The 15,223-nt window shown below is 32.9% G+C and carries 18 protein-coding genes and 1 pseudogene; 12 read left to right on the forward strand and 7 right to left on the reverse strand.

Translation table 11 applies throughout. From position 1 onward, the window contains the following. Positions 1-81: 81 nt before the first annotated feature. A complete protein-coding gene (locus tag B5P42_RS13940; RefSeq protein ID WP_113734443.1) occupies positions 82-1,248 on the reverse strand; it encodes an AimR family lysis-lysogeny pheromone receptor in 1,167 nt (388 codons plus the stop codon). A gap of 442 nt (positions 1,249-1,690) precedes the next feature. On the opposite strand from B5P42_RS13940, the gene B5P42_RS13945 reads away from it, so the two are divergent. The 9 genes from B5P42_RS13945 (at position 1,691) to B5P42_RS13985 (ending at position 9,213) form a co-directional block, all read left to right on the forward strand. Beyond that, positions 1,691-2,695 (forward strand): Replicase RepFR55, encoded by a 1,005-nt coding sequence (locus B5P42_RS13945; RefSeq protein ID WP_113734444.1) that lies wholly within the window; start codon positions 1,691-1,693, stop codon positions 2,693-2,695. 1,074 nt (positions 2,696-3,769) lie between these two features. Continuing rightward, entirely contained in the window at positions 3,770-4,696 is a 927-nt protein-coding gene (locus B5P42_RS13950; protein WP_113734445.1) for a tyrosine-type recombinase/integrase, read from the forward strand. A 76-nt stretch (positions 4,697-4,772) separates the two neighbouring features. Then, positions 4,773-5,420, forward strand: a complete 648-nt coding sequence (locus tag B5P42_RS13955; protein ID WP_113734446.1) for an AbiU2 domain-containing protein — start codon at positions 4,773-4,775, stop codon at positions 5,418-5,420. 183 nt (positions 5,421-5,603) lie between these two features. After that, positions 5,604-6,047 carry a molecular chaperone DnaJ gene (locus tag B5P42_RS13960; RefSeq protein WP_113734447.1) on the forward strand — a complete coding sequence of 148 codons (444 nt, stop codon included), beginning with the start codon at positions 5,604-5,606 and terminating at the stop codon, positions 6,045-6,047. 45 nt (positions 6,048-6,092) lie between these two features. Continuing rightward, the gene (locus B5P42_RS13965) at positions 6,093-6,503 is read left to right on the forward strand and encodes a hypothetical protein (protein WP_106103939.1); all 411 of its coding nucleotides are present in this window, start codon (positions 6,093-6,095) and stop codon (positions 6,501-6,503) included. Then, positions 6,503-6,784 carry a helix-turn-helix domain-containing protein gene (locus tag B5P42_RS13970; protein WP_113734448.1) on the forward strand — a complete coding sequence of 94 codons (282 nt, stop codon included), beginning with the start codon at positions 6,503-6,505 and terminating at the stop codon, positions 6,782-6,784. The genes B5P42_RS13965 and B5P42_RS13970 overlap by 1 nt, the downstream gene beginning before the upstream one ends. Positions 6,785-7,002: 218 nt before the next feature. Continuing rightward, complete coding sequence (locus B5P42_RS13975) at positions 7,003-8,163, forward strand: ParM/StbA family protein (protein ID WP_113734449.1); 1,161 nt, start codon at positions 7,003-7,005, stop codon at positions 8,161-8,163. After that, on the forward strand, positions 8,163-8,546 hold the full coding sequence (locus B5P42_RS13980; protein ID WP_113734450.1) for a hypothetical protein: 384 nt from the start codon (positions 8,163-8,165) through the stop codon (positions 8,544-8,546). The genes B5P42_RS13975 and B5P42_RS13980 overlap by 1 nt, the downstream gene beginning before the upstream one ends. Before the next feature lie 109 nt (positions 8,547-8,655). Further along, positions 8,656-9,213 (forward strand): MerR family transcriptional regulator, encoded by a 558-nt coding sequence (locus B5P42_RS13985; RefSeq protein WP_113734451.1) that lies wholly within the window; start codon positions 8,656-8,658, stop codon positions 9,211-9,213. 18 nt (positions 9,214-9,231) lie between these two features. Here B5P42_RS13985 and B5P42_RS13990 read toward each other — a convergent pair whose 3' ends face one another. Beyond that, on the reverse strand, positions 9,232-9,702 hold the full coding sequence (locus tag B5P42_RS13990; RefSeq protein WP_113734452.1) for an endonuclease domain-containing protein: 471 nt from the start codon (positions 9,700-9,702) through the stop codon (positions 9,232-9,234). A 381-nt stretch (positions 9,703-10,083) separates the two neighbouring features. On the opposite strand from B5P42_RS13990, the gene B5P42_RS13995 reads away from it, so the two are divergent. Then, on the forward strand, positions 10,084-10,305 hold the full coding sequence (locus B5P42_RS13995) for a helix-turn-helix domain-containing protein (RefSeq protein ID WP_113734453.1): 222 nt from the start codon (positions 10,084-10,086) through the stop codon (positions 10,303-10,305). A 333-nt stretch (positions 10,306-10,638) separates the two neighbouring features. Here B5P42_RS13995 and B5P42_RS32665 read toward each other — a convergent pair whose 3' ends face one another. The 5 genes and pseudogenes from B5P42_RS32665 to B5P42_RS14020 all read right to left on the reverse strand — a co-directional run bounded on the left by B5P42_RS32665 (position 10,639) and on the right by B5P42_RS14020 (position 13,721). Continuing rightward, positions 10,639-10,842: a hypothetical protein gene (locus B5P42_RS32665; protein ID WP_000479685.1), complete on the reverse strand. Its 204-nt coding sequence runs from the start codon at positions 10,840-10,842 to the stop codon at positions 10,639-10,641. A gap of 309 nt (positions 10,843-11,151) precedes the next feature. After that, entirely contained in the window at positions 11,152-11,805 is a 654-nt protein-coding gene (locus B5P42_RS14005; RefSeq protein WP_113734454.1) for a replication-relaxation family protein, read from the reverse strand. Next, positions 11,789-12,952 (reverse strand): FtsK/SpoIIIE domain-containing protein, encoded by a 1,164-nt coding sequence (locus B5P42_RS14010; protein ID WP_113734455.1) that lies wholly within the window; start codon positions 12,950-12,952, stop codon positions 11,789-11,791. Before B5P42_RS14010 ends, B5P42_RS14005 begins: the two co-directional genes overlap by 17 nt. A 12-nt stretch (positions 12,953-12,964) precedes the next feature. Beyond that, the gene (locus B5P42_RS14015) at positions 12,965-13,288 is read right to left on the reverse strand and encodes a hypothetical protein (protein WP_113734456.1); all 324 of its coding nucleotides are present in this window, start codon (positions 13,286-13,288) and stop codon (positions 12,965-12,967) included. Positions 13,289-13,298: 10 nt separating this feature from the next. Further along, positions 13,299-13,721 (reverse strand): annotated as a pseudogene (locus B5P42_RS14020) (hypothetical protein). Between the two features lie 304 nt (positions 13,722-14,025). Here B5P42_RS14020 and B5P42_RS14025 point away from each other — a divergent pair. Both B5P42_RS14025 and hfq read left to right on the forward strand, forming a co-directional pair. Then, positions 14,026-14,883, forward strand: coding sequence for a hypothetical protein (locus tag B5P42_RS14025; RefSeq protein WP_113734457.1), 858 nt, complete (start codon positions 14,026-14,028; stop codon positions 14,881-14,883). Next, complete coding sequence (gene hfq, locus B5P42_RS14030; RefSeq protein ID WP_113734458.1) at positions 14,880-15,068, forward strand: RNA chaperone Hfq; 189 nt, start codon at positions 14,880-14,882, stop codon at positions 15,066-15,068. The genes B5P42_RS14025 and hfq overlap by 4 nt, the downstream gene beginning before the upstream one ends. Positions 15,069-15,223 lie beyond the last annotated feature (155 nt).

Consider the following 15,223-nt stretch of genomic DNA (forward strand, 5'->3'; position numbering starts at 1 on the left):
ACCTTAGCAAACTTTTCAACAGGTTCATTATGTAAAGAAGTTACTGAAATCCCTAAAACAAGTAGTATGCACATTAAATATTTAGTCAACTAAATTCACCTCGCTTTTCAATAGCGCTTGTTTCACACCTCTAGCATAAAACAAGTTTCCAGATCTTTCAAAAGATATTAATGCCTCTTTTAAACCTTGTATGTCTCCAATTACTTTTGAATAAGAATATAATTGATGTGCACTAAATCCATTTTGTTCCAAATCTTTATACATTGCAAGCCCTTTTTCTCGATCTCCATGTAAACATTCATAATGAGCATGTTCACCAATATGAATATAATTAAAATCAATCTTATGAAGATTAAAATTATTTTCAATGTAAAGATGTGCCAATGTTGTTTTAAAAGCAAAATATTTTTGAGATTTTCTAGGGACATGGATATTATCAAGAAGCTCCAAAGCTGATTCTATGTAGATTTCTGCTCTCAAAGGGTTCTCATATATGTAACTTTCCCCTAAACACCCTTTTGCAACAGCCTTAATCATCGGAATTTCTAAATCTGATTTTAAGATCGATTCACAGACTTCTCTACATTTATCAATTTTGTCACTCAACAAATATATATAAGCAAGCCTTTCTCTATATTGCATATATAAATGATCTTTTATATATGTCTGTTTAATGTCTTTTATAAATTTTTCCGCGTCTTTTGCAAAGGGAGCGACTGCATTTGATTCGTCCTCATCATACATAGCCACAGTATAAAGCAAATTTGATAACGCTTGACACTCTGCGTTAGAAGAAAGTTTTAAATTTTTAATTTCATCAACTATTTTTTGCCCCTTAATTTCATTTTTATTTCTTCGATTAAATAAATCATAAATTAATAGGTACTGACTCACACTATCGGTATTAATATGTTTTTTTATTAATACATCTATAATCTCATAATCACCAGAAACATGCGAATAACACAAGGCTTTCCTAATGTTCAAAGGACTTTTTATTAAGAGTATAAAGGTATTAATTTTTTGACGTCTTACCTCTAAATTGTCATATAAGATACTAACCACTTTTAAAAAGCTGTCTAATTTCATTTCATATTTATTTTTACATTCAATTGCCCTAGTTATTTTTTCTCTACTTACCCCCGATAATTTAGCTATTTTACGTAATGTATATTTTTCGTTTATTTTTTGCGATATTTCATCCATAAGATGTTTCATTGTAGTTTCTTTTGTAATGATCTCGTTCATAGTGACAATTCCTCCTCACTAAACCCTATTAGCCCTTTACAAAATTTTAACATATCTTCATGTTTTTTATTTTAGAATATTACGAATCTTTACCAACACGGTTGAAAAAATAAAAACTGAAAATTCTGAAAATTTTTATTGGAATTTCGAATAGGTTTTATTCATCTTTTATTGATATTTTGCGAGGAACGTTTTACAATACAAATATAACAACAAAAAAAAATAAACCCACCTCGAGCTTTTATCTGGCTGAAGTTTGGCGACGACACCAGATAAAAGCTCCCTAACAGGGTTCATTCACATAAAAAATTTATATGATTTTTTTTAGTATCATACTTGATACTGAAATTATACCATATTGTATATGTAATGTGAATATAGAACCTCTGTTTTTCCAGCATTTTTCTGTTTATTTTAGGTGGGAAAAATAGGAGGTTTTTTCATGCTACTAAATAACTTTTTGCTAAGTAAAGCAAAACGAGAATTAAGTCCAAACCTTGTTCATGTTCCTACAGGTGCTATCAATAAATCTGTTAAAAAAGTAATTAAAGCTATTGATATTATTCTGTTCGAGTATGAAGGTAAAACCACTAAAGAATACTTCGAACAAACACCACGCCGCTATAAGGCATTAGAAGTTGTTTTATCTTACCTAGTACAAGAAGGCTACTCTCAAATGAGACAAAATCAAATCAGTGAAAAATCGGGTATTTCTGTGCCGATCATCAACTTTATTCTGAATTGGTTAGAGGACCTTGAAGTATGCCATCAAATCAAAACAAGACGTCATGGTAGGATTGCACCATCTATTTACATATTAAGCCTCAATACCAATTATTTAAAAATCATTGAATATTTTAAGCAAAAATGGGCTTTTTCAATTGAAATTTTTGCTACATTTACAAAGTTTCTATCTAAAAAACTAAGTAAAAAACAGGAGAAACCTACAGATCAAGCCGAAAAACCAACTGTGCCTACATGCCAGGGAATAGATATATTGGATTCTGTTGCTCCTATAAATGAAGAAGTAGAAGAAAAAGAGCCAGAGAATGCCCCTACTTTGGGTGAAAAGTTAGAACTACGATTCCACGAAATGGATGAATTTATGAGTGAAGATCAAAAGAGACTTTATATATACATCTTAAGTAAAGACACAAACATTACTGAAAAAGATGCTTATACAATCGCATTGCGTATGCCGCCAAACGTAGATTGGCAAGCAAGAAAGTCTTTTGAGGATTGTGTACAGATGTTTGAGGTAAACAAATCGCAAGTAAGTACGCCTGCACATTTCATGAAAATTTACACACAACAGCTAACTGCAAACAGAAAGCGTAGAGAGCAACAAACAAAAGAACGTAGAACAAATATGGCATTTGGAAAAACAATGAAGAGTCTCATACCATCAATGGATTTATTCAAAAAAATGACTGATCCAAACGCCTAAATCTCATTTTCCACAAAAAAATAATTGTTTTATAGCCTTGTTCAAAAAATTCACCTCTAACAAGGCTTTTTGTCATGCCATTATTTATTTTAATAGATTAAACACATTATCAATCTATTATATTTTTATAAATTAAGGGCGTTTTTCACAACAAATCCACTATGAATTTACACTCGAATTGAACCTGCTCTTAAATCAGTAATTAAATAAGAAGAATTTTCTAATCCCTTGTGAGAGTAAGGCTCATTGGGCAAAAATAAATCCTAATGTATTTAATAGTTTTAATTTTTTTTAAAACAAGATTTATTAATAAAAGTATCCTATATCGGAAGTTTCTTTTTTTACTTCTAAATAACATCCCAAAATTGATCTAAATATGAAAATAAGAATCTGTTCTTCACTTAATATATAAATCTACAGTATTTTAGTTACTCATCATATTTCCGAACAACCATACTATTTATAATTAGCTTTATTCGCTTATTTACCTACATATCATGATGATCATTTACTTACTATCATTTCTAATTTTATCTAAACATACAGCAAAAATGTTGATGTCTATATTATCTCAAAGTGATGCAAATGTGATTCTTATGTGGTGTATACATTGTGAAAAGCGGCATCGCTTCGGCATAAGCGTAAAGCAGGTGTTATGTACATGAACCCTAGTATTTTTCTACATACATAAAGTAAAAGAAAAACGAAGCTCTCCTGGTAAGGGTATCTTGATTCAGCTATGAATCAGATTCCGTTGCCAGGCAGATTTTCATAAAACTACGTAGGCGGGGCGGCGGCCATTCCCATTCCTAGCATATCGTCCTCCCTCAACATCGGCCCATCATTCGCCTTCCACTCATTCCAATACATCTATATATTGCCCTATATCGCAACTGCAAGCCCTGTCTAGCCAGGCCCATATGCCCCCGCATAGACCCGCAATGTCCGGGCTCCTGCATCCAGCACAAACCCCTAAAAAAAAAACATCACGACCTAGAATCCCTTATTGCTTGTTTGTATGGTTCTCGCTTATAATTGCGGTACACAATTTTTAAGACAAAGGAGTATATAAACATGACTTGGGACCTTTCTGTTGATGTTTTCCTTTCTGATCTGTTAAAACACGGCCGTAAATCCTCCACAGTAAAACAATACCGCTACGATCTCACGCTTTTTACATCCTGGGTTCAGAAACACGTCAAATCGCCCCCAGAATCGTTTTTCCGTTCTTTTGATGCAAATGTATTAGTTAGGTACTTAACAGCTCTTAAAAAGGAACGTAGCGCGTCAATTTCTAATGTGAAGCGTGTACGGGGCATTCTGATTAACTTTTTACAATTTCATGGCGCGGGCCAAGATTTAAAAAGTGATGTCTCCCCTCCTGGACTGACTTCTAAACACTTTGCATCGGACAAGGAAATTAAAAAGCTATTCCGCGTCATGCGTAGTTATAACGGATTAACCGACTACCAGGCGTCAGGAAGAAAGTTTATTCTAGAACGTAACCTTTTATTGATTCATTTCATGTTAGATTACGGATTATCCATCCAGGACATACTTACGCTTTCTATGCATGATGTACACTTTGGAACCAATACGATTACCCCAGGAGGGCTACACGCCCATAAACGATCTATTACTCTTTCAAAAGAGCATGTAAAACTTGCCTTATCTTATTACACCAAGATTCCTAACCTTGTAAGACCGCGCCAACAAACAGGCGACCCCTTCTTTGTGGCGTTTGATTTCGGCCCGCAAACATTCCGCTGGGACTATGAAAAAGATCAACCCGCCGCTTTAACTAGAATCGCTGTACAACGCATGTTACAGAAAGAAGTGAAACGCGCTGAAATTCATGTCACGCCTACCATGCTACGGAACCGTTTTATACTAAATGCGCTACAGAATGGCATGAAACCCATTGAAATAAAATCGTATTTGGGATTAAAAAGCATTGAGGCCCTACATAGATATGTTCAATTCTGGAATAAACAGCAATAACATGGGTGCTACCCCGTAATGGAATGATTTTAAATTGTGATATAATGAACAAAAAGATAGATATAGAGGGGACATTATGACAGAAGAGCAGTTATTAGAGCTTGCGGAAGAAATTTACCAACAATCATTTGAAGCAAATAACTTTTATGAAATAATGATGCAATTAGAAAGAGAAAAAGTGGAATATTTTGATGAGATAAGAGTTTCTTCTGCTTTTTATTCTTACATTTATAATTCATTAGTAGTTTCAACGTTTGCAGTCGTGTCCAAATTGTATGATAACACTAAAAACAAAGATGCAATTAGCGTTAAAAAATTTCTTGATCGATGTATGGAGTATAAAAATTTTTCAACTGAATTGATAGTAAGCGGATCAACACCAGAAACCTTTTTTAAATTAAAAAAACAAGAATATGAACAATTCGAAAAAAATAACAGCTTAGACTGGTTGTATACTCAAAGGAATAATATATATAGTCATAATACTAAAAAGGCTATGAAAAACATGGATAAATTAATTGAAAATAACCCTTTAAGAAGAGAGCATATAAAACAATTTATTGATTTTTCACTTGAACTAAGTCAAGTTGTCATTGTTAATTTAACAGGCAAATTAAGAGCTTCATTACCAAAAAATATTTCTGATTTAAAAAATACATTGATGTTAGTTCGTATAGGGAATGAATATAAAGAGACTTATATTAGTGAAAAATCACGTGAATAAATCGATAAAAAAGCCCTGGTTTTACTTGCACCAGGGCTTTTTTATGTTATTTGTTAACTTTTTAAAGCATTTCTAAAAAATACAAAATAAGTAAAAAAATACTTGTTTTGTGCGCTAGCGCATGATAAAATGAAATTAAGAAATGCGCTAGCGCATTCAAATATTGAAAAGGAGCTGTTGACCATGAAATTCTTTCAAAGTGTCACTACCTTAGAGGAACTGAAAAAGCAATATAAGAAACTAGCTAAAAAGCACCATCCCGATTGTGGCGGGAAACATGAAGACTTTATCGCATTAAAGAAAGAGTATGACAGACTTTTTGAACAACTACATAGTAACTCTGGGAAACAAAACAATGGAGCATACCAAAACATCATAGACGAACTTATAAAATACGATATTGAAATTGAGGTCATTGGGACCTGGATTTGGATCACGGGCAACACCTACTCATTGAAAACTGAATTAAAACAACTTGGATTTAAATGGGCATTTAAGAAAAAGGCTTGGTTTTGGTATGAAGGAGAGTACAAGAAGTTTCATAACAAAGACTTCTCGCTCGATGAAATCAGATCAATGCACGAGGTAAAACGAATTAAGAAAAACAAGCCGAAACTTGAAGCATAAGAGGGGTTTCCCCCTCTTATCTTTCTAAAAAAAGGAGATGCCCACATGTATATAAATGCAAATTGTGAAAAATTCAAGCATATCTATGATATGAAAAGATTAAAGAGTTATAGTGATATGGTGGATCGGGATATAGAAAGATTAGAAGAAATTATAAAAAAACTTAAAAATTATCAAATGGATATCTACGAGCATGCTCAAACTGTTGCAAATACTCAATTTAAAAGTGTTGTTACACTTGTGAGAAGAAGAAATTATGATACAAATCATGTGAAATACCATGTACAACTAGAAATGCGCCCAAACGTTGGTACAGATTATATAGAAAATGAATGGGTGTACGGTTTTTATAAACATGAAAAAATGTTTACAGGTAGAGAACGTCACCTGGCTTTAAAATATGCGGATCAGCTGGCAAAGCAGTATCAATCCGAAATTGAAAGGAAGGGATTTTGATGCAAAGAAAATTTAGGCTTCCAGACGATGTCTGGGAGCAATTTCTAAAAAAAACAAGTGCCCCAGGAGAAACATTACGTCTATTAGTGGTTAATTACAATAGTGATGATAGCGACCCATTAGAAGAGGTTATGGGAGTTGAAGAAGCCGCCGAAAAGTGGGGTATGCCACCAGGAACAATAAAAAATTTATGTGCCGCGGGAGAAGTAAAATCAAAAAAAATAGGTAACAGATGGATTATTTCAAAAAGACAGTCAGCCCCACGATTCAAAAATAATTAAACCTTGTAGAAATCAATAAAAGTCAATACAAATGAATACAAGTGAATATGAATCAATACGAAAATACTTGTATTTTTATGGATTTTTGCCGATTATTTTGTATTGACTTGTATTAAATTGTATTAATTCATATGTAATTGTATTGACTTTTTAAACGTTTTTAGCATATAATGGAATTAAGTTAATCGATAAAAATAATCTTTAGGAGGTTTTTATATATGGTAATTCTTAAAGCTGGTGGCGACGCGGGAAACAGTGGATTAAAGTTAAATGTATTAGGTCTTAATCCTTTATTCATACCAAGTATTTATGCGCATCATATTGGAGAAATAACGAATATTTTAAGTGAGGAAGATATTTCTGTAGAGGAATTAGAAAATAACATTGATGTGACGATTTCATCACCTACCCTACAAGTAAACAACATACGCTACATTATTGGTCAAAAAGTGATTGATGAAAATATTAAGGGTATTGAAATGGAAAAGAAATCTGATAAATCGAAAGATGATCTTGTGCTCCTTGTTACATTAGCTGGTTTAGCAATTAACGCTATGAAAAAACAACCAAATAAAAATAAAATTGATGTGACTTATGATCTATCTGTTGCATTACCTGTCGCAACAATCACGCCTCAAACAGCACAAGAATTTGTAGAACGTTATATGAATCATCATACGGTGAAATTCCACCACCCAAGCGGACGTGAAGTAGTAGTTAATATTCAAGTTGAATTTTGCAAGTGTTTACCAGAAGGCGCGGCGGGTTCATGGGGAATCGTTTATGATGAAAAAGGTAAAACAATTAAAAGAAAAGTAGAAACTACAGAAGATAAAACCACTGAAATAGACTTTGTTGACAAAACAATATTATCTTTCGATATTGGCGCTGGTACGACAGAAGAAGTTGTTTCTCATGGTGTTAGCTTTAAACATAAAATGAGTCGTGGTTTACCATATGGAGTTAAAGAAACTTTACTTGATATTATTAATGTTTGGAACTTAAACAATAAACAAAAGACAATAGACAGTATTGCTGAATTTAATGCAATTTATCTTGATTCTGAACACCCTCGTCATATTCGTTTAAAAGAGGCATCACGTGGCGCATTATTAGGTTTAGCAAATCGAATTGCAACTGATATTATTAATAAAATTGATGATATGAAAGATGATCCGTATGTATTCATTTATGGTGGCGGTGCCGCAATTGTAAAAGAAAGTCTACAGCAAATTTTAGAACAAAAAGGCCGTTTAACAAACGTTATTTTCTTAAAAGATCCACTTTTCGTAAATGCACGCGGATTACTTGTGTACACATGCTCTCCGAGATTTGAAGAATTAAAAGAAAAAGCGCTTGCTCCTGTCGGTGAAAAATAATGGCTCGTAAAATATACAAAGCTGGTGATAGAGCAAATGTCTATATCAAAAAAGACATTTCACCTGAAATGATCGATTTCATTAACAAGCAAAGTGATCTTACAATGTTCTTTTTGTATGCGGCGCAACAACTTCATAAAAAAATTGGTACTACAGATGTAGCGGAAATTTTACCACGCAAATATACATTTGCATTAGATAACGCAACACAGCCTTTACCAATTAATCATGATGAAGATTTAAAAACTGTCCATACACCTGTTTCAGATCAAACGCATATCGAAACAAGTCAAAAGATAACGAATCCTGGGGAATCCAATGATGAAGAAGAAAATATATCATGGAATAAACTGAATGATTTAGAAGATGATCCATATGCATAATTCAATTAGAAAGAGTTGTTCTTTTATAAGAGCGACTCTTTTTTTATTAAATACACAAGGATTCTATTAAAAAGTGTATAATATTATCCGAAAAGGAGGTGTATGTGACGTGTCACATGACGCCGTAACAGATATACAAAATGTTTACTGGACCCGCGAAGTTGCTGAATTATTAGGAGTTAAAGAAGGAACTATACGTAAGTATGCCCGTTTATTAGAAGACCGCGGCTATAACTTCCACCGTAACGACCATGACCAACGCGGTTTTTTTGACAAGGACGTTATAATTCTAAGAAAAATACAAGAATTAAGTAAAAGTAAGTCTATGACGCTTGATGATGCCGCAAATGCTATTATATCAATGAATCCTCCCAATAATTTAGCGCCCATTACGCCCCCCGTCACAGCCGAAAATGAGCATCATATAACGCGTTATGAAAATGTAATGAGTGTGTTACAGGGTTTAACACAAGAAAATAGTGAGTTAAAGCAAATGTTAGGTGTCATTTCAGATGAAATGATTGAGCAAAAAAAACTATTACAAGAACAATCCAAACAAATTGAGCAATTACACGTAGAGCTAAAAGAAAGTAAACAAGTTCTTAATGCTCCAAAAGAAAAACCAGGATTCTGGTCTAAGCTCTTTTCAAAAAATGAAGACATATGATAATTTCATCATACGTCTTCATTTTTCTTCTAACAAAACAAGTTCTGATTTTGTAGAAGGTTCTATTCCTAATTCATTTAATGTTGCCACCAACAAAAGTATTTGTTTTTCAAATCCATTATTTAAAGAAATATTAGTAATACGAATCACTTTCCAACCACTTGTTTTCATGTATTTATCTCTTCTTCTGTCTCGTTTTATTCCTTCTGGTGTTCGATGAAAAGGCCCATCAATTTCTACATCTATTTTCAAACCATTTGGAGAAAAAAATGCAAAGTCTAACTTAAAACGTTTATTCGGTACTTTATATTGCACAATCGGATGATATCCCCTAAAGCGCAATGCATCGTATACTTTCTTCTCTAATTTGTTAGAGCATTTCGCCCTTTGGGTATTATTGTTTGGATTATAGGTAGATGGTGGCGTGAAAATTTGTGCTACAAGAAAAAATACAAGCGTGCATCCTAATACAACGAATAAACCTGTCATCATTTCACACCCCAATACAAATTTGAGTTAATACTCAAAATGTAATATGTACAAACCCTTTCTGTTTATCCATTTTTCATTTACTTACCTTATACGAGTAAAACAAAACTGCCCTTATTCATGTTCTCTAAAATTAGATGAATTTGATTTTATTTTGGAAAGCGCCTTGCAAAGATTTGTTGTATGATGCGTAAGTCAAATCTTTGCATTGTATGTATACCTCATTCCAAGTGAAATTATCAATAAATCGTTCGTGTAAATACTCTATGAATCTTGTTATCTTGTCTCCTACTTAAATTTAATTCGAATTGACTTGTATATGAACTTAACATTCTGTCCATAATTGTAAATAAAAAAATTGAGAGTAGGAGAGTGAGATAAATGTTTTTCCGCAAAAATAGGACCAAATTAAAAAGATGGTTAGATCGACAAGGAATTGAACAACAGGAACTAGCAAAAAAATCAAAGGTTTCTGTTCAAACCATCAGTAAAGCGTGTAGAGATACAGACTATGTCCCCCAACCTGCAATCATGAAAAAGCTATTAAATGCTATTAGAAAAATTGATCCTCATGCCAAAATCAATGACTTTTGGGACATGTAAAAATGTCACTTTACCTATAAGTTTGCCGCAATTGGAAGCATAAACTTGCCGGAATTCACTTATTTTAGAAGATATTTATCTAATTGTTCAAAGAAAATGGAAGCATAACTTTGCCGTGGATTAATTATTAACCCATAAACTTGCCGTGAATGCTGTTTGTTTGTAATAAAGTTTGATCAAAAACATGCTACAAACGTTGATTTTATAATAGATTCTTTTCCAGTAGATTTAAGATTGGTTTTTATAAAAATGGTTGATTAAAATTACACATGTTAACCTTCCTATGTGATTCTCTGATTAATAAAACGCAAAAAAATTTGGGAATAGTAACATCTATACATTACCATTATCCTTTTTTTTATAGAAATGGTTCGAATTCTCGACAATAATCCATCCTATAGTTATTAATGTTATAGAAAATAATCTAAGACCCAATCTATACATATAATCTAAATCTTTAAGATAAAAGAAAGATAATATCCCTATAACAGCACCAATTATCCCAATAATCAAACCTTTATATTTTTGTAAAAACATATAGTTACCCCTTTCATGTAAACAAAATATTCCATATTTAAACAATACTAAATTATGGAATATTTTTAAAGGATTAAAATGTTTTTATATTCAGTTTATATATCATGTTTCTTTTATTAATAAAAATATCCCTATAGATAAGTAAACCCAAAGGGATAAAACGATCAACTTTTTTATAATCGGTACGAATTTATTTCAAAGCTACAGGAAGCATAAGTTTGCCGCAAACAAAAAGAACCATAAGCTTGCCGTTTCGGAAAACTTATGCTTCATATCACAAAAAAGCACAAGAAACAGTATCTTGTGCTTTCATAATTTTGCTTTGACTGAACCTATTTGAACCGAAATGTCTTTAGGTTGTTGTACTTGTGCAAGAAAATGTTGAATAGAGGGCGCTTGAAAAATACGGAAATTAGAACTAGAGATTGGATATTTGAGATCAGTAAGGATTAAAAGTGAGGGAAATACCATATTATGTTTCGGTTGCCAGGATTCTTTTTTCCATTCCATGCTACGATAATACGATTCATAACGTTTTATTTTCGTTTGGATCGTAGCCTTATTATAAATGGAGTTCTGGACTTCTATAAAAAATGGGCTTTTACGCCAAATGGTAAATATATCGGGTTCCATATAACCTTTTTTGTATTTAGGTTCTACTTGAAAAATTTTCGGTCTTTCGGTTCGTAATAACTGCTTATATACATCCACAATCGCTAAAAAGTGACGTATCTTTTGGCTTCCTTTACGAATGGTATTTGGATAAGGGAAATACACGTATGGACGTTGTGATGTATCTACATCAATATATCCTTCGCGGCTTAACCGCTTTGTAACAGTATTACAGCATGTTACTGCATTTTTCACATTTCTAAAATGAAGATCAATAATATCATCACGCGACATACATCTAAATTGCTGTAAATGACCGATAATTTGTTTATCTCTATTCGTTAGCATCATCTAACACCCCAAAGATTTTGTCTTCTTGATGCTCTGGTTCTTCCTTCTTTATACTTTGCTCTTTAGATAAACGATACGGTTCTATTATTTCTTTCGCCTGGTCCAATGCCAAATAAGGAGCCTGCACCTTCTTTAAACCATCTAATTTTAAAATCATTTGGCCCGATTGACTTAAATTTTCTGATCCAGGCGTCCCCACAATGTTACTGTTAATTAAATCCGCACATTTAAAGCCCATTCTTACCGTCAAATTGAGCTTTAACTTACCATCAAGTATTTTTGCATCTGGACGTTGCATACTTAGCATGAGGAAGATACCAAGCGATCTGCCGACAGCTGATATTTTTTCTATTATGGTGACACATTCCTTTTCGTCCTGTAGCATTGCTACTTCATCAATGGCAATAAAAATATATGGTAAGGGTTTATCTCTTGTAATTTGATTGTATTCATCAATATGACCTAGCTCATATTCTTCCATTAACTTTCTTCTATGCAATACCTCTTTCCATAATTTTGCTAACATGTTCGTCATTTCATGTTCTTCCATGCAAACATACTTCACGTGCTTCACTCTTCTTAAAAAATGAAACTCTGAATTTTTTAAATCTCCCAGGTACAAATGTAAATGTTCTGGTGACATCTGTTGAATTAATGTAGCTAAAATCACACGTACTATACTACTTTTTCCGCTTCCTGTTTCTCCCGCAATCAGTAAATGTGGTGTGTTTGAATCAACCATATCATACACAATCGTATTACCAAATTGATCCCGACCTACCACGATTGGAAGACGATATTGTTTTAATAATGGTTGCCATTGTTTATAACTGTAATCGTAAGGCTGTAAACTTGCATTAGAATGAAATACATGGAGTACAAACTTTTTAATATTACCTTCCATCATAAGATTTTCACCTAGTATTTGCTGAAAACAAAACCATTTCTTATGAATTTGAGCTGGATCAACGCCGTTTGGCAATGTAAAAGTGTACCGTACACTTTCATTCCCTTCGAAAACATCATGGATTTTAGGATAAATGGGGACCTTTCCAGCTCGTGTAATGTGCTCATCGTATAGCTTCGCTTTCTTAAATACTTCTTCTAACTGATATTTATATTTTTTCTTTTTTAACCATCCTTTCATTGTTTACCCTCCTTACAACATGAGTAAAATGCGAATAAATACATAACCAATGAACCCAATCCCTCCAATTCTTACACCGTAATACAGACCATTAGAAAGGAGATTGGATGCAAAAATATAATCATTTCGTACTAAGTATTTTTCTAACAAAACAGCTCCAATTGTAAGGCCACCTACTATTCCCAGGGCTACATACGTATGAACAAGCGGTGATGACATATGAAAAAATGCGAACGGACTAATAGGGCCAATACTATACATTTTTGTTTGCTTTTTCTTCTTATAAGATTGGTCCATAAAGGCTTGAAAAGAAATTGTTTCTTTTCGATTCAGCATGTTTTCCCTCCTAAAAAAAGAATATCGTTAACAAATTTGGTATCCAGTCCAGTCCAATACAAAGCATATACAATCTAACACCATATGAGAGGTATTCTTAATGAGTTCAAATGTCTCAACAGGTACATTTGTTATGAAACTCGCAAGTTCATCTGGTAACTTTCGTATTTCTTGTGCTGTACTATCTAAATGGTTCTGTCACATACCAACTAATCCACCTATATAAGAAATCTGTTGTATCCGTCGTACTCATCGCATTTTGATTAAGCGCATCCCACCCACACATAATTTCATTTGTTGAACTTCCACACCATTCTGTAATTTCTTTCACATTTCGAAATCGCGGACTAGGTATGTTGTTCCATCCTCTCGTTAGATCATCCCTCAAATAATATTTAATTTGATTACCAATAATCTCATAAGAATCATTCATTTTTCCCCCTCCTTTTTCTCATTACATTCCTCCTACTATAAACAAAACTCAAAATCCACTAAAAACATGTGCTAATCGAGGAGTTCTTTTGATAGTGATACCATGATAGTTCCTTTGGTTATAAGATTGATATCTACTTTGGTAATTGCTTTGGTAAAGAATATGTATCGCTGATTGTCTGATATGCAATTCCAAACCTTGTCTTTACAAATAAACCTTGCTACCGTCCCCAATTCATAAACTTTAATGATACAATATAAGAGGAATTTTAAATCAATTCAGAAAATAGAGGGGGGAAACAACTATGTCACTTTTACAGCAACATTTTGAAGAAAGAAGAGAATACATTTTCAATCGTCTTAAACAACCAGAATACATGGAAAGAAGCATAGAAAAAGTTCGCCAAGCTCAAAAAGAGATCAAAAATACAGTGCGAACGATTAAAGATTTGTTACTCTTAGACAAAACAACCGATCCTTGTTTACCAGAGGTCGCTCAATTTTCTCTTCAACACATTACAAATTCAGAGTCATTTGAGAATGTCAAAAACCTTGTTCCATCCTCTATAAAAAAGTTAAGTGAAGAAGAACGCGCAAAAGTGTTAGATGAAACATTAAGCGTAGCAAACCAAGTCATGAATCTAGAGCGTACTGTTTTTATCATGATGTTTAATGCAAAAGAGAAAATCCTTATGGATTCTTATAAGAAAAAGCATAGATCACAAACAGAACTTCATTATGATGTTGCTGACAAAGAAGGGTTCGACAAAGCGTTTTATGATGAGCGTATTGATTCATTACGAAATGACATTCGTATAATGTCTTTCAAAAAGCTATGTGAGAATGAACCCGCACCAGAGGACTTAGAACTATTCAAACAACGTTATGAAACAATTATTTTACCAAAGGTACAAGAGATTGTTTCCCTAATTGAACCAAGTTTAATAGATGTAGACGTATTTTTAAATCCAGTAATTGAGTATGGTGTAGGAGAAATCACTTTAGATGAAATGATTCAAAAACAACACAAAAACCTTTCTCTATTTCACGAATTATCAAAGGTTGAATATTGTCCAACGGTTGAGCTAACAGTAAAAGAATATGTATTCTTAGAAGCTATGAACCGTTCCGAAAAAGGAGAGGAGTTGCAACCATCAAAATGATGTATACACAAGAGAAGTTTTATGAAAAGTTAATAGAAGAAAAAAAAGAAGTGACGGTTTTTCTAATAAACGGTGTCAGAGTACCTGGAAAAATTATCGCTGTTGATAAATTTTCGGTACAAATTTTAAGTAATGGAAAGCAAATGTTCCTTTATAAACAAGCGATTTCGACTGTTTCTTTATAGAATAACAAACTTTCAGAATCTTAAAATTATAACTTTTCCATCCTTTTTTCAGGCATATCCACTTCAAAAATTTCGGTTCTGGTGCAAAAATATTAGTTAGAAACCTAGAGTAGCAATTTCCTCTACATTTCTAGCCTATGAAGCTAAACCAAACA

This window comes from Bacillus sp. SRB_331 (assembly GCF_003264175.1).
In the GTDB taxonomy this organism is placed as follows: Bacteria; Bacillota; Bacilli; order Bacillales; family Bacillaceae_G; genus Bacillus_A; species Bacillus_A mycoides.

Excerpts from the sequence above, each read along its gene's own strand:
- B5P42_RS13940 (WP_113734443.1), bottom strand. The coding sequence starts at position 1,248 with ATGAACGAGATCATTACAAAAGAAACTACAATGAAACATCTTATGGAT.
- B5P42_RS13945 (WP_113734444.1), top strand. The coding sequence starts at position 1,691 with ATGCTACTAAATAACTTTTTGCTAAGTAAAGCAAAACGAGAATTAAGT.
- B5P42_RS13950 (WP_113734445.1), top strand. The coding sequence starts at position 3,770 with ATGACTTGGGACCTTTCTGTTGATGTTTTCCTTTCTGATCTGTTAAAA.
- B5P42_RS13955 (WP_113734446.1), top strand. The coding sequence starts at position 4,773 with ATGACAGAAGAGCAGTTATTAGAGCTTGCGGAAGAAATTTACCAACAA.
- B5P42_RS13960 (WP_113734447.1), top strand. The coding sequence starts at position 5,604 with ATGAAATTCTTTCAAAGTGTCACTACCTTAGAGGAACTGAAAAAGCAA.
- B5P42_RS13965 (WP_106103939.1), top strand. The coding sequence starts at position 6,093 with ATGTATATAAATGCAAATTGTGAAAAATTCAAGCATATCTATGATATG.
- B5P42_RS13970 (WP_113734448.1), top strand. The coding sequence starts at position 6,503 with ATGCAAAGAAAATTTAGGCTTCCAGACGATGTCTGGGAGCAATTTCTA.
- B5P42_RS13975 (WP_113734449.1), top strand. The coding sequence starts at position 7,003 with ATGGTAATTCTTAAAGCTGGTGGCGACGCGGGAAACAGTGGATTAAAG.
- B5P42_RS13980 (WP_113734450.1), top strand. The coding sequence starts at position 8,163 with ATGGCTCGTAAAATATACAAAGCTGGTGATAGAGCAAATGTCTATATC.
- B5P42_RS13990 (WP_113734452.1), bottom strand. The coding sequence starts at position 9,702 with ATGACAGGTTTATTCGTTGTATTAGGATGCACGCTTGTATTTTTTCTT.
- B5P42_RS13995 (WP_113734453.1), top strand. The coding sequence starts at position 10,084 with ATGTTTTTCCGCAAAAATAGGACCAAATTAAAAAGATGGTTAGATCGA.
- B5P42_RS32665 (WP_000479685.1), bottom strand. The coding sequence starts at position 10,842 with ATGTTTTTACAAAAATATAAAGGTTTGATTATTGGGATAATTGGTGCT.
- B5P42_RS14005 (WP_113734454.1), bottom strand. The coding sequence starts at position 11,805 with ATGATGCTAACGAATAGAGATAAACAAATTATCGGTCATTTACAGCAA.
- B5P42_RS14010 (WP_113734455.1), bottom strand. The coding sequence starts at position 12,952 with ATGAAAGGATGGTTAAAAAAGAAAAAATATAAATATCAGTTAGAAGAA.
- B5P42_RS14015 (WP_113734456.1), bottom strand. The coding sequence starts at position 13,288 with ATGCTGAATCGAAAAGAAACAATTTCTTTTCAAGCCTTTATGGACCAA.
- B5P42_RS14025 (WP_113734457.1), top strand. The coding sequence starts at position 14,026 with ATGTCACTTTTACAGCAACATTTTGAAGAAAGAAGAGAATACATTTTC.
- hfq (WP_113734458.1), top strand. The coding sequence starts at position 14,880 with ATGATGTATACACAAGAGAAGTTTTATGAAAAGTTAATAGAAGAAAAA.